Origin of the sequence: Halobacillus ihumii (assembly GCF_902726645.1) — a bacterium.
Taxonomy (GTDB): Bacteria; Bacillota; Bacilli; order Bacillales; family Halobacillaceae; genus Halobacillus_A; species Halobacillus_A ihumii.
Map to the genome: position 1 here is coordinate 3,948,761 of NZ_CACVAO010000001.1, position 18,256 is coordinate 3,967,016.

The following is an 18,256-nucleotide window of genomic DNA, read 5'->3' on the forward strand; positions in this document are numbered from 1 at the left end:
TCCTTCGATGGCATTTGAAGGTTTATCCGACCGATTACAGCAAACCATCCAGAAAATTAAGGGAAAAGGGAAGGTTTCCGAACAAGATGTTAAGGAAATGAGCCGCGAGGTGCGGCTCGCCCTCCTTGAGGCCGACGTTAACTTTAAAGTGGTAAAAGACTTTGTTAAGCGGATACGTGAACGAGCGGTCGGCTCTGAAGTGATGGAAAGCCTGACTCCAGGTCAGCAAGTCATTAAGATTGTTAAAGAAGAATTAACGGATTTAATGGGCGGGGATGAGAGTAAGATTGCTGTGGCCAACCGCCCGCCAACGGTCATTATGATGGTCGGTTTGCAAGGTGCCGGTAAAACGACGACAACAGGAAAACTTGCAAACCTGCTTAGGAAAAATTATAACCGTAAACCTATGCTGGCAGCAGCCGACGTTTATCGTCCAGCGGCGATCCAGCAGCTTGAGACATTAGGCCGTCAGCTGGATATGCCAGTTCATGCTCAAGGGACTGAGGCAGACCCTGTTGATATTGCTAAGAATGCGGTAGAAAAGGCTAAAGAAGAGCATCATGACTATGTCATTATTGATACCGCTGGTCGACTCCATGTCGATGGTGATCTGATGAATGAACTGCAGCGCATTAAAGACGCTGTCGTTCCTGATGAAATCTTTCTTGTCGTGGATGCGATGACAGGTCAGGACGCTGTGAACGTAGCGGAGAGTTTTGATGAACAGCTGGATATTACCGGCGTGTTACTAACGAAACTTGACGGCGATACGCGCGGTGGTGCTGCGCTGTCTATTAAAGCAGTAACCGGTAAGCCAATTAAATTTGCCGGTACGGGTGAAAAGCTTGACCAGATTGAACCATTTCACCCTGAACGAATGGCTTCCCGAATTCTAGGGATGGGTGACATGCTTACATTGATTGAGAAAGCTCAAACGCAGGTCGATGAGAAGCAGGCGAAGGAACTTGAATCGAAAATGCGTAACGCCTCTTTTACGTTTGAGGATTTTCTTGATCAAATGCAGCAAGTCAAAAATATGGGGCCGCTTGATGAACTGGTCAATATGATCCCTGGTGCCAACAAAATGAAAGGCTTAAAGAATGCCTCATTTGACGATAAGCAAATTTCTCACATTGAAGCGATTATTCAATCTATGACCATAAAAGAGCGACAGGATCCGTCTCTGATGAATGCCAGCCGTAAGAAACGGATTGCCCGCGGTTCAGGCAGGTCTGTTTCCGAGGTTAACCGACTGCTGAAACAGTTTGAAGATATGAAAAAGATGATGAAGCAAATGAGTAATACCAAAGGGAAAAAAGGCAAAGGAATGAATTTTCCCTTTATGTAATGTAAAAAACCTTTACAGACATTCATTCATCTGCTAAAATCTAAACTTGTGTAAAACATTTATTTAAAAGAATGATGGAGGTGCTTAAACATGGCAGTAAAAATTCGCCTAAAACGAATGGGCTCTAAACGTAACCCGTTCTATCGTGTAGTAGTAGCAGATTCACGTTCACCTCGTGATGGACGTTTTATTGAACAAATCGGGACATATAACCCAGTAGTTAACCCAGTAGCGGTTGATATCGATGCTGATAAAGCAATCGACTGGATGTCTAACGGTGCTAAGCCAAGCGATACAGTTCGTAACTTATTTTCAAATGAAGGCATCATGAAGCAATTTCACGACAAGAAAAACCAAAAGTAAAGTAGTGTGATATCATGAAAGCCTTGATCGAAACAATCGTAACACCGCTCGTAGATCACCCGGAAGAGATCGCTGTTGAGGTGAAGGAGGAGGACAATAAGATTGTCTATCACTTAACCGTCCATACAGAAGATGTCGGAAAGGTAATAGGAAAGAACGGTAGAATTGCCAAAGCAATACGTACGGTCGTGTATGCGGCAGGGTCTGATTCAAACAAACGAATCTATTTAGATATCATGTAAAAGGGGAAGGGGAAAAGCCTTTCCCTTTTTTTCCATATAATTATAACAATGAGGCAGGTACATGTTATGCAAATTCTTAAACGAATACCTGTGAAACAAGTGTTAACAGCAGCAAGCAGAAAAAAACTAACTGAGCAGTTTGAGCAAGATTATTTTCGTCTGAAACAAGAATGTGAACAGTTATGGTTTGAACAAAAGAAGCTTGAAAAAAAGCAGGAGTTTTCTAAAATGGATGTGGAAAAACGTTTTTCCACTGAGATTCAAAAGCGTAAAGATAAAATGAAGAGGGCAGAACACCTGCTTGGTCAATTGGAAATTCTTCCGGATGACAGTGAATTAGTCATTGATGAGGTGGATTCTATTGTGACTATGGAAGCAGGGGATCGATATGAGGAACGAATGCTCGATCCTCAGATTATTATTAAGGACGGAATAGTCATACGAGCGAGGTAGGAAGTCATGAACGAACAATTGTACAATGTTGGACAAGTTATTAATACTCATGGCATAAAAGGTGAAGTCAAAGTCCGCCGAATTACCGACTTTGATGAACGTTTTCAGCCGGGTCAGCTTTTGTATTGGGTGCGTGATGAGCAAGAACACGACTTAGAAGAACTAGTTGTAAAAACCCACCGAATGCATAAAGGGTTTGATTTAATTTCCTTTGAAGATCATGCTTCCATAAACGAAGTGGAAAAATATCGTGATGGATTTCTGAAGGTGTCTGAAAGCGAACAGCTTCCATTAGCCGAACACGAATTTTATTTTCATGAAATAATCGGATGTAAGGTTTATTTGACTACAGGTGAGGCACTGGGTGAAGTCAAAGAAATTCTTACTCCTGGAGCTAATGATGTATGGGTAGTAGCACGTCAACACCAAAAAGACGTACTGATCCCTTATATTGAAGAGATTGTGAAGGATGTCAATGTTGAGGAGCAAACGGTCATCATTGATCCAATAGAAGGGCTGCTAGACTAATGCATATTGATATTTTAACATTGTTTCCTGAAATGTTTGACGGGGTTCTAAACCATTCGATAATGAAACGAGCGCAGGATAAAGGAGCATTCAGCTGTCAGACGATTAATTTCAGGGAATATACAACCAATAAACATAACAAAGTCGACGATTACCCGTATGGTGGTGGGGCCGGACTTGTGCTTACTCCTCAGCCGATTTTCGATGCGATCGAAGACATCCGCCCTGCCAGCCAACAGAAAACGCGTGTGATTCTTATGTGTCCACAAGGGGAGCCCTATACCCAGGCTAAAGCAGAGGAATTGGCAAAGGAAGATCAGTTAATCTTCATTTGCGGCCATTACGAAGGGTACGACGAACGAATTCGTCAAGAACTCGTGACTGATGAAATATCGATTGGGGATTATGTGTTAACAGGTGGCGAGCTTGGTGCAATGGTGGTCATGGATTCAGTTGTCCGTTTGCTTCCTGACGTGTTAGGCAATGACCAGTCAGCACCAGAAGATTCCTTTTCCAGTGGTTTGTTGGAACACCCTCATTATACAAGACCGGCGGAGTTCAGAGGCCAGCAGGTGCCTGACGTGCTTCTGTCCGGGAACCATGCTAAAATCGCTGAATGGCGGCATTACGAATCATTAAAAAGGACGTTCACGAGGCGCCCGGACCTTCTGGAACAGCGAGAGCTGACTGACCAGGAAAAGCAGTGGGTTCAGGAGTGGAAAAAAAGCTGAGGACGTCTTGCGAAAATGATTGGTTTATGGTATATTATCAGTTGTGCTTAAACGTTCGGTTTAAGTGGAAAACGATGTTCCGCTGTCTCTTAGAAGGCAAGAGCATTAGTTAAGAAGGAGTGAAACAATATGCAACAGCTAATTCAAGACATTACAAAAGAACAGCTTCGTACAGATCACCCTAACTTCCGCGCAGGTGACACAGTTAAAGTGCACGTGAAGGTTGTAGAGGGTAACCGTGAACGTATTCAGGTGTTCGAAGGTGTCGTAATTAAACGTCAGAATGGTGGCATCAGCGAAACATTTACTGTACGTAAGATCTCTTACGGCGTTGGTGTTGAACGTACATTCCCGATGCACTCTCCACGAATTGCTAAAATAGAGCGTTCCCGTCGCGGTAAAGTTCGTCGCGCGAAGCTTTATTATCTACGTAATCTGCGTGGTAAAGCAGCACGTATTAAAGAAATCATTTAATTACAGTGAGAAAGGAGCTTGCATTCGCAAAGCTCCTTTTTTTCTAACGACGAAGGGGACACTAGCATGAAAAAGCAATGGGTAGAATGGATAAAGGCTTTTGCGATCGCAGCTGTATTAGCTATCATTGTTCGTGTATTTCTTTTCGCACCTGTTGTGGTGGAAGGGCCTTCCATGTTACCGACCTTACATAATGGGGATCATTTAATTGTCAGTAAAATCAACTATACGTTAGGTTCGCCTGAGCGATTTGATATCGTCGTTTTTCACGCAACTGAGAGAAAAGATTATATAAAACGCGTAATCGGCTTGCCAGGGGACAAAGTGGCTGTTAAAGACGATCAGCTGTATATTAATGGTGAACCAGTTGATGAACCTTTTTTAAATGAGGAAATTAAACAGCTGCCAGGTGGCGAGAAGCTGACACAAAACTTCACGATCAGCCAGCTCCCAGGAGGTTATGAAGAAGTACCTGAAGGGTATTTACTTGTATTGGGAGATAATCGTGACAATTCTACAGACAGCCGAACGATTGGAATGGTTTCGAAAGATGAGCTCGTAGGAGAAGCGGTATTTATTTATTGGCCTTTTGATCGAATTGGCTTCGTGTAGTAAGGGAGGATTCTAGATGACGATACAATGGTATCCTGGTCACATGGCGAAAGCGAAACGAGAAGCAGAAGAGAAGCTTAAATTAGTCGATTTTGTAATTGAACTAGTCGATGCTAGAGCTCCGATATCCTCGGAAAATCCAGTCCTACATGGTTTATTGCAAAATAAACCTAAAATGGTGGTGCTTATGAAGAAGGATTTAGCAGATCCAGCCATTACTAAAGCTTGGCTCGATGACTATAAGCATAAGGGTATTCATGCCCTGGCCATTGAAGCGAACCAGAAAAAAGATATACAACTGATTGTTCAGATGGCGAAAGATCTTGCTCGGGATAAAATGGACAAGCTCCGTGCAAAGGGAGTTCGCCCCCGGGCGGCCCGGGCCATGATCCTTGGTATCCCCAATGTAGGAAAGTCAACCCTTATCAATCGACTTGCGAATAAAAAAGCAGCGAATACTGGAGACCGCCCAGGAGTTACCCAAAAACAGCAGTGGATTAAAGTGAAGAAAGACTTTGAGTTGCTCGACACTCCTGGGATACTCTGGCCGAAATTTGAAGAAGAGGAAATTGGGTATAAGCTGGCTGCCATTGGTACGATCAAAGATCAGATTTTACCAAAAGAAGATGTAGCGGCATACATCTTGGATTTTATGAGTACGAATTATCCGGATTTCTTAGAGCAACGTTTTGGATTTGCAGGATATGACGATATCATGGGAGCTTTCGAAAAAATAGGTCAGAAGCGTGGCTGTCTTGAAAGTGGCGGTCATGTGAACTTTGACAAAACCTCTGATGTGATTCTCCAAGACTTACGAAGTGGAAAGCTTGGTTTGATTAGCTTCGATCAACCGGAATAGAGACAAGGATAACGCAATCAGGAGCTGTGGACTTCTGATTGCGTTCTTTCTTTTAAACAGAGACTCCGAATTGTTCTAAAATTGTACATAATGAGCTCAAACGACCGATATACCAATTATAAAAGGAAGTAATATATGCGTGAATTAACGATAAAAGACATTAAATATAAATTAGATTCGAACCAATTTTCTAAGTCCGAACGAGATTTATTAAGAAACGACCATCGCAGAGGTGTACATAAACTTTTAAAGCAATATGATGTTAAGCAGCAGAGAAAGATAGAATTAAAGAATCAATATGAGCAGATGCTTTCGATGGAAAACGAGGCTCGAACTTCGGGGAAAGTATGGATTGCAGGGATTGATGAAGCCGGGAGAGGTCCGCTCGCGGGCCCTGTTGTGGCGGCTGCCGTCATTTTACCAGCGTCGTTCTATTTAGAAGGGCTTAATGACTCCAAGCAATTGTCCCCACTCCAAAGAGATCAATTTTTTGAAAAAATAAAGAAACAAGCAGATTATGGAGTAGGTACGGCAAGCAATGATGAAATTGATCAGTGGAATATTTATCAGGCAACAAAATTGGCGATGAAGCGAGCAGTGGAGCAGTTGCCGCTTGCCCCTGACCATTTGTTAATTGATGCGATGACGCTTGAGGGGATGCCATGCACACAGCAATCGCTTGTGAAAGGTGACCAGCGAAGTGTGTCGATTGCAGCTGCGAGTATTATGGCAAAAGTTACACGTGATCGCGTTATGAAAACAATAGGTGAACAGTACCCTGCCTATGACTTTGCTTCTAATCAAGGGTATGGCACGAAACATCATTTACATGCCCTGACGACATATGGTCACACCCCTTATCATCGGAAAAGTTTCGCGCCGGTGAAGGATCTTATTTACTCTTAAAAGGAGGAAACTTCAATGAGCCTAAGTTCTTCCCCTCTGTTTAAAGCGCTTCATCAGACTGCTGCATTAAAATCAGAGCAGCCGCCTAAAGTCGGACAAATTATAGCGGGCAGAATGGTTAAGCCTCTTCCCGACCAGCGTGCACTTGTACAAGTGGGGAAGCGCCAGTTTCCCGTACAACTCGAAGCTTCAATACAACAAGGGAAGAGATATTTGTTTCAAGTAACAGCAGTCGGTGATGGATTAACGTTGAAAGTACTTTCTAAACAGACAGTAGAAAACAAGCAGCAGGCAATTGTAAGCTTGTTGAAGCAACTAGGGGTAAAAGCAACGAAAGGCAATGCGGACTTCATGCTGCAGCTGATACAGCATGGAGTTTCGTTTACCAAAAAAGATCTTTCCTTTGCTTTTCAGGCGTTACAAAACCACAAGGGCAACAGAGCAGCTTCTGAAACATTACTGCACATGTTTCAGAGACAATTACCGATCAAACAAGGAGTATTTGCTGCTCTGATGACGAGACAGACCACATCATTGACAGGTCAATTTGTGCGAATCTATGATCAACTCCGTCAATCAAAAGAACCTGTCCAACCTCGTCTTCCTGATTTAATTGGGTTATTAGCAGGAAAGCAATCTGCACGGACCTTCAAGGAAGAAGCGTTTACAAGATTTATATCTGATATGGAAAAAGGAAATAGAACGACCTTTCTCTTATTTCAACAATCCGGTATCGTTAAGAAGGAAGTAAGTTTCGAACAATTTCAGCAAAGTCTCAAGAGTTTGATTCAACCACACATGGGTGCTGTACAGAGTACGGACACCCTCGTGAAAAACTTAATCCGTTCGGGTAAGTCTATCCCATTTATAGATACAGAGCCACAGGCTGAAGCTGCTTTCCAAAAGCTGTTCGCTCAACAGCTGCCACTGTCAGCAAAAGAAATGACCTTGATTAGGGAGTGGAGCAAGCAGCTACATTTAGTATATCTGAAAGAACAACCGGCATCCGTTTCAACCCAGAGTAAGTTACAAACACAGTTTCAAACGCTTTCTTCAGCCGGGGTGTTAGAGAAACTCCTCCCCTTTATGGGGAAGCAAACGTTGGATATCCTTACTGAAGCTTCGCAGCGCCCATCCCCAAATTTTGATAAAACCCTGCTTGCTTTAGCAGCCCTGGAGAGTACGTTGGCCAAACAGGTTCCTGACTCAGCTAAAACCGCATTACTGGAGTGGATGGTTCGTCTTCAGACGCTGCCGGCCAATATGGGAGGAAAAGAAATAATGCTTGCCAAGATCAAGCTGATGCATTTGCTGTCGGGCATCAATCATGAAGCACAAGTAAAAGCTGGTCTGCATGGAGAAAATCAGCTGGCTAAAGAGGAAACTGTGAAATCTATGTTGCTGCAGCATGTGCACGAAAATCCGATGAGAAGCCATGATTCAAGCAGACAGTTTATCCAACTTCTCAGTGGTATTCAGCTAGTTTCCCAGCAGGAAACCGGTCAAATGCTTCAACTCGCCTTTACTTTTCCAGGAGATGTGCTGAAAGTCAATCAAGATATCCATTTGAACATGGAAGGGAAAAAGAATAAAGATGGTGAAATTGACCCGGATTCTTGTCATATTATGTTTTTCCTGCAACTAGAGCATCTGAAGGATACAGTCATTGATTTGTCGATTGTTGAACGCCGGGTGGCGGTCACGATTTATAATCAATTGGAGGCAGCTGAATCGATTACTAACCATTATAAGAAAATGTTAAAAGACGGATTGGAAAAGTTAGGTTATGAATTGTCCTCACTTAGAGTACAGCAAACAAGTGACCAGCAGCAAGTCCAACAAATTCCTGCATCACGCCAGGATTATAAGGGAGTCGATATCCGTATATGAAGGATAAACGAAAAGAAGCGATCGCACTTGGTTATCAGGCAGAAAAGGACCAGGCACCACAAGTACTGGCAAAGGGAAAAGGTATTGTAGCTGATAATATTTTGGAGAAAGCAAAAGAAAATGAGGTGCCTATTCAGGAGGATGCCACCTTAGTTGAACTGTTGTCCGAATTAAATATTAATGAACATATTCCTGAAGAACTGTACCATGTAGTCGCAGAGGTATTTGCATTTATTTACCGTGCGGATCAAGAAATGGAAAGAAACTAAGTCTACATAACCTGGTGAAGGTAAACTATTGAACGACTTTCGACATAAAAAGAGGTTACTGTGGACAATTGACAGCGTTTTTTTATACAATGGGAATGCAGTGAAATTTGATGGGAGGATGAAACATGAACATTCACGAGTATCAAGGAAAACAAATTATGCGCGATTTTGGCGTGTCAGTGCCAAATGGCCATGTGGCATATACCGTAGATGAAGCTGTTGATGCAGCTAAGAAACTGGGGACTGATGTCACAGTCGTAAAAGCACAAATCCACGCAGGCGGACGCGGAAAAGCCGGCGGTGTTAAGATTGCTAAAAATCTTGATGAAGTGCGTACATACGCAAATGAAATCTTAGGTAAGAATCTAGTAACCCATCAGACCGGACCAGAAGGAAAAGAAGTTAAGCGTTTGCTAATTGAAGAAGGCTGCGACATTAAGAGCGAATATTATGTCGGACTTGTCTTAGACCGTGCCACGAGCAAGGTAACGATGATGGCTTCAGAAGAGGGCGGAACTGAAATTGAAGAAGTAGCAGAGAAAACACCTGAGAAGATCTTTAAAGAGATCATTGATCCTGTTACTGGTTTAACGCCGTTCCAAGCACGTCGTTTGGCGTTTAATATTAATATTCCTAAAGAATCACTAGGCAAAGCTGTCAAATTCATGATGGGCCTTTATGATGTTTTTGTTAAAAAGGACTGCTCCATTGCAGAAATTAACCCGCTTGTAACGACTGGGGACGGGGGCGTATTGGCACTTGACTCTAAACTGAACTTTGATGACAATGCCTTGTTCCGTCAAAAAGATGTAGCGGAACTTCGCGACCTTGAAGAAGAAGATCCAAAAGAAGTTGAAGCATCTAAGTATGACCTCAGCTACATTGCTTTAGACGGTAATATCGGCTGTATGGTTAATGGTGCCGGACTAGCTATGGCAACAATGGATACGATTAAGCACTATAGTGGCGATCCTGCGAACTTCCTGGATGTAGGCGGTGGAGCTACTACGGAAAAAGTTACCGAAGCATTTAAGATCATTCTGTCTGATGACAATGTAAAAGGTATTTTCGTAAACATTTTCGGTGGAATTATGAAGTGTGACATTATCGCTGAAGGTGTTGTCGAAGCAACGAAGCAGATCGGATTAACATTACCGCTTGTCGTGCGTCTTGAAGGTACGAATGTTAAAGCTGGTAAGAACATCTTAGAAGAGTCTGGATTGAATATTACGTCTGCTGACTCCATGGCAGATGGCGCTCAAAAAATCGTAGAACTAGTTAAGTAGGAAAGGCGGGGAATCTGATGAGTGTATATATTAATAAAGATACAAAAGTTATTGTTCAAGGGATTACAGGCTCTACAGCTTTATTCCATACAAAACAAATGGTTGAATACGGTACACAAATCGTTGGTGGAGTAACGCCTGGTAAAGGCGGTACCGAAGTGGAAGGAATTCCAGTATTTAATACGGTTTCTGAAGCTGTTGAAAAAACAGGTGCCAATGCGTCTGTCATTTACGTGCCGGCTCCATTTGCTGCTGACGCGATCATGGAAGCAACAGATGCAGATATGGATCTAGCCATTTGCATCACTGAACATATTCCGGTTATGGATATGGTCAAAGTGAAACGTTATATGGAAGGGAAGAGAACTCGCCTGGTAGGGCCAAACTGCCCAGGTGTAATCACTCCTGATGAATGTAAAATTGGAATCATGCCTGGCTATATCCATAATAAAGGTCATGTAGGGGTAGTTTCTCGTTCTGGTACGCTTACGTATGAAGCAGTTCATCAATTATCTGAAGCTGGAGTAGGCCAATCTACTGCCGTAGGAATCGGCGGTGACCCTGTAAATGGAACAGACTTCATTGACGTGCTGAAAGCCTTTAATGAAGATGAAGATACCGAAGCAGTTATTATGATTGGTGAAATCGGCGGAACAGCAGAAGAAGAAGCTGCTGAATGGGTTAAAGAAAATATGGATAAGCCTGTTGTCGGCTTTATTGGCGGACGTACAGCACCTCCAGGAAAACGCATGGGCCACGCTGGTGCGATTATTTCTGGCGGTAAAGGTACAGCTGATGAAAAGATTCGAGTTATGAACGAGTGTGGCATCGAAGTTGCGGAAACGCCATCCGTTATGGGTGAAACACTGATCAATGTTCTGAAAAAAGAAAACTTGTATGAAAAATGTAAAACTCATTAATCATTCAATATGGGGAGGACTGCGCTTATACGGCGCAGTTCTTCTTTATCCTATTAACAAAAGAAAGAGGCTGATCGATGAACACGTTTAGGCAGCGCTTAATCCATTTACATGACTGTCCGTATGTATCACGTAAATTGCTAAGAGCTTGGTTAAAGAAAGACCCTAGCCTTTCATATCTCCCAAATATTTCCCCTAAAGAAATAGCCGCTTCACTTCAACTATCACACGAAACAGCCCGCTCGATTTACAATCACATTCATGATTCAACTATAATGAAGAAACTCGACATAAATGAACAAATATACAATTGTGTGACGTATTTTGACGAAGCGTATCCTGCCTTATTGAAAATTATTCCTGATCCACCGCTTGTCCTTTATACAAGAGGCGACATGACGCTGCTGCACCATCCATTAACACTTAGTGTAGTCGGGACGCGAACTCCATCGAAATATGCCTTTCCAGCTATGGAGCAAATCCTGCTTCCGCTCATACAATCTAATTTCTGTATCGTAAGCGGAATGGCAGTTGGAGTCGATCAGCATGCTCATCGTTTAGCCCTCCAGCATAAAGGCAGTACTATAGCGGTGATGGGTTCTGGTTTTGAACATCTCTATCCTCGAAACAATCCAGCACTATTTACCCATTTGTGCGAACGCCAGCTGGTTATTAGCGAATACCCTCCTTCTCGGCCACCTAGAAAGTTTCATTTTCCTGAACGTAATCGAATTATCTCCGGACTCTCTGAGGCGACACTTGTGATTGAAGCGAGATTAAAAAGCGGGTCCCTTATTACTGTAGATCAGGCCCTTGAACAAGGGCGGGAAGTTTTGTCACTGCCGGGACCGATCGGAAGCAAAACAAGTGAAGGCTGCCACGCCATCATAAAAGAAGGAGCGCGGCTGATTCAAAGCCATCAGGATGTTCTGTCAGCATATAGGGAAAAATTTAATTAATTTCCTGATAATTGCATTTTGACAAAGGTTCACTCCCCTTGAAAAAGTAAAAATTAAAACGATGAAGTTTGACAAACGGTTTCATTGTATTTAATAATAGGGAAGATTTATAAAACGAAAAGCAAACAGAAATACACCTCTATGGGAGGAACCTAAATGGCAGACTATCTTGTAATTGTTGAATCACCCGCAAAAGCAAAAACAATTGAACGTTATCTCGGAAAAAAATATAAAGTAAAGGCTTCACTTGGACACGTACGTGACCTTCCCAGAAGTCAGATGGGTGTAAATGTAGAAGAAGAATTTGAACCTAAATATATTACGATACGAGGAAAAGGCCCTGTATTAAAAGACTTAAAAGCAGCAGCTAAGAAAGCAAAACGCGTATATCTGGCAGCCGACCCCGATCGTGAAGGGGAAGCTATTGCCTGGCACCTGGCACATAGCTTGGACATTGATGATCAATCAAAATGCCGCGTCGTATTTAACGAAATCACAAAGGAAGCAATCAAAGACTCGTTTAAACAACCGAGATCGATTGATTCTGATTTAGTCGATGCCCAGCAGGCGAGGCGTATTTTAGACCGGCTTGTCGGGTACAACATCAGCCCTATTCTGTGGAAGAAGGTAAAAAAAGGCCTGAGTGCAGGACGCGTGCAATCCGTAGCTGTGAAGATTATTATCGATCGTGAGAATGAAATTAAACAATTCAAACCCGAAGAGTACTGGACGATCGAAGCGGATTTTCTTAAAGGCAAAGAAACCTTTGAAGGAGCGTTTTACGGGGTAGACGGAAAAAAGAGAGAATTGAAAACGAAAGAGGATGTAGAAGAGATCCAGAAGAAGCTCAAAGGTGATGAGTACTCAATTGAGAAAGTCAATAAGCGGGAACGTAAACGAAATCCTTCCTTACCCTTCACTACATCATCTCTCCAACAGGAAGCAGCGAGAAAGCTAAATTTTAGAGCCAAAAAGACCATGATGCTTGCTCAGCAGCTTTACGAGGGGATTGATCTTGGCGGCAAGCAAGGTACAGCAGGTTTAATTACCTACATGCGTACAGATTCCACCAGGCTTTCAAACACCGCGAAGGAAGAAGCAAAGGATTATATTGAATCCACTTTTGGCAAAGAATTTTTAGGAAAAGGGAAAGCTTCTAAAAAACAGGAAGGGGCACAGGACGCCCACGAAGCAATTCGTCCGACAAGTGCTTCGCGAGATCCTAAATCAATGAAGAGTGCATTATCAAGAGACCAGCATCGACTCTATAAGCTCATTTGGGATCGGTTTATCTCAAGTCAAATGGCGCCGGCTATCCTTGACACCATGACCGTTCATTTGATGAATCAAGGGGTGGAATTCAGAGCGACTGGCTCAAAAGTTAAATTCAAAGGATTTATGAAAGTCTATATTGAAGGCAATGATGATAATAAAAAAGAGAAAGATAAAATGCTTCCGAACTTGGAAGAAGGAATGACGGTAAAAGCGGAGGAAATTAAACCGAACCAGCACTTCACTCAGCCGCCGCCGCGGTATACTGAAGCTCGTTTAGTAAAGACCTTAGAGGAGCTTGGTATCGGCCGTCCATCCACTTATGCTCCGACGCTTGATGTAATCCAGCGCCGCGGCTATGTGGCCCTTGATAATAAGCGCTTCATTCCTACAGAACTCGGCGAGATTGTTATGGAACAGCTCAAACAATACTTCCCGGAAATAATTGATGCCGGATTTACGAAAGAAATGGAAGATGATCTCGACTCCATCGAAGAAGGAAAAAATAATTGGGTATCGGTCATTGCCGAGTTTTACCAAGGGTTCGAACCAAGACTGGATAAAGCAGAAAAAGAGATGGAAGAGATTGAGATTAAAGATGAAACTGCAGGAATAGATTGTGAGAAATGCGGGCATGAAATGGTTTATAAAATGGGTCGATACGGAAAGTTTTTAGCCTGCTCTAACTTTCCAGATTGCCGAAATACGAAACCAATTCTTAAAGAGGTTGGCGTTACTTGTCCTAAATGTAACGAAGGAGAGGTCGTAGAAAGAAAGAGTAAGAAAAATCGTAAATTTTACGGGTGTGATCGGTACCCAGAATGCGACTTTATTTCCTGGGATAAGCCGATTTCAAGACCTTGTCCGCGATGTGAATCATTACTCGTTGAAAAACGCTCTAAAAAAGGGACACAAATCCAATGTACGGAATGTGACTACAAAGAGCAGCCACAATCTTAACTTAATGACCGTTTTTCTTATAAGTAAGGGTGACGGGGACATAAGTTATGCGATGATGTCAAAAAAAAGATATATAAAATATACACGCTGATTAATTAGCGTAGTCAAAATACGTAGACTCCAGCGGGAACAGCGCGAGCAAACGAACCCACAGGAAAGCGAAGTGTTTTGACGAAGCGTCCGAACTGATTTCGATAGGAATCGTTCGGATTTTTTTATGCTTCATTCAATTTTGGACCTGCCACGTACTTTTTTAGTATATCAATTGACACAAGCACTAGAGACGGCTATAATTACGGTTTGGTAAGTATGTTTACTTGACAGCTTAATGGGTTATTTTAATAAGTAGGCTTACATAAAATGATTCCTTGGTATGGCTGTTAAAATAAAAATGTTGGAAACAATTCAGAATTTTGTTACAGTTTTATTAAAGCCATTGTGATTCATAGGATAGTTGTGGTAAAATTTAAGCGCCTTTGCGGGGGTGAATCATGGCAGAACTGACTAGATTTAAACAATTATTTTTAGAATATCTCCAAATCGAAAAGAATGCATCGCCATTGACAGTAAGACACTATGGTGATGATATAACAGCTTTTTTTGTTTTTATGGAGTCAGAATCAATTAATTCATTAGAGGAAGTGGATTACTCGGTGATCCGGGTTTATCTTACAAAGCTTTTTGAGGAAAACATGGCGCGGAAAAGTATGGCAAGGAAAATTTCTTCGCTGCGCAGCTTTTATCGGTTTTTAGAACGGGAAGAGCTTATGAAACATAATCCATTTATAAACGTACGGTTACCTAAGAGTGAACAGCGGATCCCGGAGTTTTTCTATGAAGAAGAACTGAATCAGTTATTTTCAGTAAGTGACTGCTCAACATCTTTGGGACAGAGAAACCAGGCTATACTTGAGCTGCTATATGGTACAGGAATCCGGGTAAGCGAATGTGTGCAGCTGGAAGAATCTCATATCGATTTCTCGCTTTCCACTTTGCTGGTGTATGGAAAAGGCAGAAAAGAAAGGTATGTACCCTTTGGTCAATTTGCAGAGAAAGCACTGCGAAACTATCTTAACCATGCCCGGCCCCAGCTACTTAAAAAACAGTCACAGCCGGTGCAGAAGTTGTTCGTAAACGCAAAAGGAGGACCTCTTACCGCACGGGGGGTACGCTTGATTCTGGATAAGATGGTAAAAAAGGCAGCTTTAACTGTAGATATCCATCCCCATAAGTTAAGACACTCCTTTGCGACCCATTTATTAAATGCAGGCGCTGACTTACGCTCCGTTCAGGAGTTGCTAGGGCATGAGCACTTATCGTCAACACAGATTTATACTCATGTAACGAAAGATAGGCTTCGGCAGGTGTATATGAACAGCCATCCCCGAGCCAATAAGTAACGAGGTGATGTTAATGGACCAACAATTTCATGCGACGACAATTTTTGCTGTACAGCACAACGGAACATGTGCAATGAGTGGCGACGGTCAAGTGACGCTTGGGAATCAGGTTGTGATGAAGCATAAAGCTGTGAAAGTTCGCAAACTTTTTAATGACCAAGTCTTAGCCGGGTTTGCAGGATCTGTTGCGGACGCCTTTACTCTATTTGAAAAATTTGAAGCAAAGCTCGAAACCTACGATGGAAATTTGGCCCGGGCGTCCGTCGAACTAGCGAAAGAATGGCGCAGTGACAAAGTGCTTAGAAAACTTGAAGCGATGCTGATTGTAATGGATAAGGGTAAAATGTTTCTCGTATCAGGAACAGGGGAAGTAATAGAACCGGATGACGGCATATTGGCGATTGGCTCAGGGGGCAATTTTGCTTTAAGTGCTGGTCGTGCTTTAAAAAGGTATTCACCAGATCAATCTGCCAGGCAAATTGCGCGGGCGGCTCTTGAAATCGCTGGTGAAATCTGTGTGTTTACGAATGATCAGATAACCCTGGAAGTTTTGGAATAGGAGGCTGATGAAATGTCTTTAGATTTAACGCCTAAACAAATTGTGGAGCGGCTCGATCAATATATCATCGGTCAAACGAATGCAAAGAAATCTGTAGCTGTTGCTTTACGAAACCGTTACAGAAGGATGAAATTAACCGATGACATAAAAGAAGAAGTTGTACCTAAAAACATCCTCATGATGGGCCCAACAGGTGTAGGGAAAACAGAGGTTGCCCGCCGTCTGGCAAAGCTTGTCGGAGCCCCGTTTGTTAAAGTTGAAGCGACGAAGTTTACGGAAGTAGGATACGTGGGCCGTGATGTGGAATCTATGGTTCGAGACTTAGTGGAAATGGCTGTTCGGATGGTGAAAGAGGAAAAGATTGAAGCAGTCCGGGAAACGGCAGAAGAACAGGCGAATAAGCGGTTGATCAAACTGCTGGTCCCGGCTAAAGATAAACAGTCATCTAACTTTAAGAATCCTTTAGAGATGTTGTTTCAGCAAGGTAATCAGCAGCAAACCGATTCCACTTCTGATCAGGAAGAAACAGAAATCAAAAACAAACGCAAGCGTATTAAGCATCAACTTGAACTGGGCGAGCTTGAAGATCATATGGTGACGATTGAAGTCGAAGAATCTCAATCGTCCATGTTTGACATGCTGCAAGGTTCGGGAATGGAACAGATGGGTATGAACATGCAGGATGCCTTCAGCCAGTTCATGCCGAAGAAAAAAAAGAAACGTAAGCTTCCAGTAAGTGAAGCGCGAAAAGTACTTACTCAAGAAGAAGCTCAAAAACTTGTTGATATGGATGAAGTCGGACAGATGGCTGTGGAGAAAGTTGAGCAGTCAGGCATCATTTTTATTGACGAAATTGATAAAGTGGCGGCCAAAGGGGATAATCAGGCGAATGTATCACGAGAAGGCGTACAGCGGGATATTCTCCCCATCGTTGAGGGTTCTACCATCGTTACGAAGTACGGTCCCGTGTCTACAGACCATATTTTGTTTGTAGCAGCCGGAGCTTTTCATATGGCAAAACCTTCAGATTTAATCCCGGAACTGCAAGGGCGCTTTCCGATTCGGGTGGAATTAAATAAACTAACAATAGAAGATTTTCGAAGCATCTTAGTAGAACCTTCGAATGCTCTATTAAAGCAATATAAGGCACTTTTAGAAACTGAAGGTATAAAGGTCGAATTTTCTGACGATGCTATTACTAGAATTGCTGAAATTGCCTATGAAGTGAATCAGGAAACGGACAATATCGGAGCGAGACGCCTGCATACAATCTTAGAGAAGTTATTAGAAGACTTATCATTCGAAGCACCGGATGTCACACTGGAAACTATAGACATAACCCCTCAATATGTAGACAGCAAATTATCTACTATTGTTAAAAATAAAGATTTAAGCAGGTTTATACTGTAGTGAATTTACTCAAGGAGGAACAATAATGGAATTATTAAATCGCGCAAGAAGAATTAATGCAATGCTGCAAAAAACAACAGGGAAATCGGTGGACTTTAATGATATGTCTGCCACATTAAGAGATGTCATCGAAGCCAATACTTTTGTTGTCAGCCGTCGAGGTAAACTGCTTGGATTTGCCATCAAACAGGAAATAGAAAATGAGCGTATGCAGGCAATGTTGACTGAACGTCAATTTCCTCAAGAATACACTCAAAATCTTTTTAACGTTCAGGAAACGACTCCTAACCTTGACATGAATAGCGAATACACTGCTTTCCCTGTGGAAAACAGAGAGTTATTTGAAGATGGCCTTACCACAATTGTACCAATCATTGGCGGTGGTCAACGCTTGGGTACATTGATTTTAAGCCGGCTCAACAGCAGCTTCGAGGAAGATGATCTATTACTAGCAGAATACGGAGCTACTGTAGTAGGTATGGAAATTCTTCACGAGAAAACAGAAGAAATTGAGCAGGAAGCACGTAGTAAAGCTGTGGTACAAATGGCGATCAGTTCATTGTCCTACAGTGAACTTGAAGCGATCGAGCATATTTTTGAAGAATTAGAAGGTAATGAAGGATTACTAGTAGCCAGTAAGATTGCAGACCGTGTTGGTATTACCCGCTCTGTTATCGTTAACGCTTTGCGTAAACTTGAAAGTGCCGGTGTGATTGAATCACGTTCACTGGGAATGAAAGGTACGTACATTAAAGTTCTTAATAACAATTTCTTAGTAGAACTTCAAAAACTTCGCTCAAATTAATAGAAACTTA

General features: G+C 42.4%; 20 protein-coding genes. All 20 read left to right on the forward strand.

What is annotated here, in order from left to right; all coding sequences use genetic code 11:
* Positions 1–7: 7 nt before the first annotated feature.
* The 20 genes from ffh to codY all read left to right on the forward strand — a co-directional run bounded on the left by ffh (position 8) and on the right by codY (position 18,246).
* The gene (gene ffh / locus G6R08_RS19745; RefSeq protein WP_163530518.1) at positions 8–1,348 is read left to right on the forward strand and encodes a signal recognition particle protein; all 1,341 of its coding nucleotides are present in this window, start codon (positions 8–10) and stop codon (positions 1,346–1,348) included.
* Between the two features lie 90 nt (positions 1,349–1,438).
* Positions 1,439–1,711 (forward strand): 30S ribosomal protein S16, encoded by a 273-nt coding sequence (gene rpsP, locus G6R08_RS19750; RefSeq protein WP_163530520.1) that lies wholly within the window; start codon positions 1,439–1,441, stop codon positions 1,709–1,711.
* Between the two features lie 14 nt (positions 1,712–1,725).
* Entirely contained in the window at positions 1,726–1,953 is a 228-nt protein-coding gene (locus tag G6R08_RS19755; protein ID WP_163530522.1) for a KH domain-containing protein, read from the forward strand.
* Positions 1,954–2,019: 66 nt separating this feature from the next.
* Positions 2,020–2,406 (forward strand): YlqD family protein, encoded by a 387-nt coding sequence (locus G6R08_RS19760; protein ID WP_163530524.1) that lies wholly within the window; start codon positions 2,020–2,022, stop codon positions 2,404–2,406.
* Between the two features lie 6 nt (positions 2,407–2,412).
* Complete coding sequence (gene rimM, locus G6R08_RS19765; RefSeq protein WP_163530526.1) at positions 2,413–2,934, forward strand: ribosome maturation factor RimM; 522 nt, start codon at positions 2,413–2,415, stop codon at positions 2,932–2,934.
* On the forward strand, positions 2,934–3,665 hold the full coding sequence (gene trmD / locus G6R08_RS19770; protein WP_163530527.1) for a tRNA (guanosine(37)-N1)-methyltransferase TrmD: 732 nt from the start codon (positions 2,934–2,936) through the stop codon (positions 3,663–3,665). The genes rimM and trmD overlap by 1 nt, the downstream gene beginning before the upstream one ends.
* Before the next feature lie 129 nt (positions 3,666–3,794).
* Positions 3,795–4,139: a 50S ribosomal protein L19 gene (gene rplS / locus G6R08_RS19775; RefSeq protein ID WP_079529826.1), complete on the forward strand. Its 345-nt coding sequence runs from the start codon at positions 3,795–3,797 to the stop codon at positions 4,137–4,139.
* Positions 4,140–4,205: 66 nt separating this feature from the next.
* On the forward strand, positions 4,206–4,751 hold the full coding sequence (gene lepB, locus G6R08_RS19780; protein ID WP_163530529.1) for a signal peptidase I: 546 nt from the start codon (positions 4,206–4,208) through the stop codon (positions 4,749–4,751).
* Positions 4,752–4,767: 16 nt separating this feature from the next.
* Positions 4,768–5,610, forward strand: coding sequence for a ribosome biogenesis GTPase YlqF (ylqF, locus tag G6R08_RS19785; RefSeq protein ID WP_163530531.1), 843 nt, complete (start codon positions 4,768–4,770; stop codon positions 5,608–5,610).
* 135 nt (positions 5,611–5,745) lie between these two features.
* Positions 5,746–6,516, forward strand: coding sequence for a ribonuclease HII (locus G6R08_RS19790; RefSeq protein ID WP_163530533.1), 771 nt, complete (start codon positions 5,746–5,748; stop codon positions 6,514–6,516).
* A 15-nt stretch (positions 6,517–6,531) separates the two neighbouring features.
* Positions 6,532–8,406 (forward strand): hypothetical protein, encoded by a 1,875-nt coding sequence (locus tag G6R08_RS19795; RefSeq protein WP_163530535.1) that lies wholly within the window; start codon positions 6,532–6,534, stop codon positions 8,404–8,406.
* The gene (locus tag G6R08_RS19800; protein ID WP_163530537.1) at positions 8,403–8,675 is read left to right on the forward strand and encodes an EscU/YscU/HrcU family type III secretion system export apparatus switch protein; all 273 of its coding nucleotides are present in this window, start codon (positions 8,403–8,405) and stop codon (positions 8,673–8,675) included. The genes G6R08_RS19795 and G6R08_RS19800 overlap by 4 nt, the downstream gene beginning before the upstream one ends.
* A gap of 125 nt (positions 8,676–8,800) precedes the next feature.
* On the forward strand, positions 8,801–9,961 hold the full coding sequence (gene sucC / locus G6R08_RS19805; RefSeq protein WP_163530539.1) for an ADP-forming succinate--CoA ligase subunit beta: 1,161 nt from the start codon (positions 8,801–8,803) through the stop codon (positions 9,959–9,961).
* A 17-nt stretch (positions 9,962–9,978) separates the two neighbouring features.
* Positions 9,979–10,881 (forward strand): succinate--CoA ligase subunit alpha, encoded by a 903-nt coding sequence (sucD, locus tag G6R08_RS19810; RefSeq protein ID WP_163530541.1) that lies wholly within the window; start codon positions 9,979–9,981, stop codon positions 10,879–10,881.
* A 77-nt stretch (positions 10,882–10,958) separates the two neighbouring features.
* Positions 10,959–11,840: a DNA-processing protein DprA gene (gene dprA / locus G6R08_RS19815; protein ID WP_163530544.1), complete on the forward strand. Its 882-nt coding sequence runs from the start codon at positions 10,959–10,961 to the stop codon at positions 11,838–11,840.
* Between the two features lie 156 nt (positions 11,841–11,996).
* The gene (gene topA, locus G6R08_RS19820; protein WP_163530546.1) at positions 11,997–14,072 is read left to right on the forward strand and encodes a type I DNA topoisomerase; all 2,076 of its coding nucleotides are present in this window, start codon (positions 11,997–11,999) and stop codon (positions 14,070–14,072) included.
* Between the two features lie 491 nt (positions 14,073–14,563).
* Complete coding sequence (xerC, locus tag G6R08_RS19825) at positions 14,564–15,472, forward strand: tyrosine recombinase XerC (protein ID WP_163530547.1); 909 nt, start codon at positions 14,564–14,566, stop codon at positions 15,470–15,472.
* 13 nt (positions 15,473–15,485) lie between these two features.
* The gene (gene hslV / locus G6R08_RS19830) at positions 15,486–16,031 is read left to right on the forward strand and encodes an ATP-dependent protease subunit HslV (protein WP_163530549.1); all 546 of its coding nucleotides are present in this window, start codon (positions 15,486–15,488) and stop codon (positions 16,029–16,031) included.
* A gap of 12 nt (positions 16,032–16,043) precedes the next feature.
* The gene (gene hslU, locus G6R08_RS19835; RefSeq protein WP_163530551.1) at positions 16,044–17,441 is read left to right on the forward strand and encodes an HslU--HslV peptidase ATPase subunit; all 1,398 of its coding nucleotides are present in this window, start codon (positions 16,044–16,046) and stop codon (positions 17,439–17,441) included.
* 25 nt (positions 17,442–17,466) lie between these two features.
* Positions 17,467–18,246 carry a GTP-sensing pleiotropic transcriptional regulator CodY gene (codY, locus tag G6R08_RS19840; RefSeq protein WP_079529839.1) on the forward strand — a complete coding sequence of 260 codons (780 nt, stop codon included), beginning with the start codon at positions 17,467–17,469 and terminating at the stop codon, positions 18,244–18,246.
* Positions 18,247–18,256 lie beyond the last annotated feature (10 nt).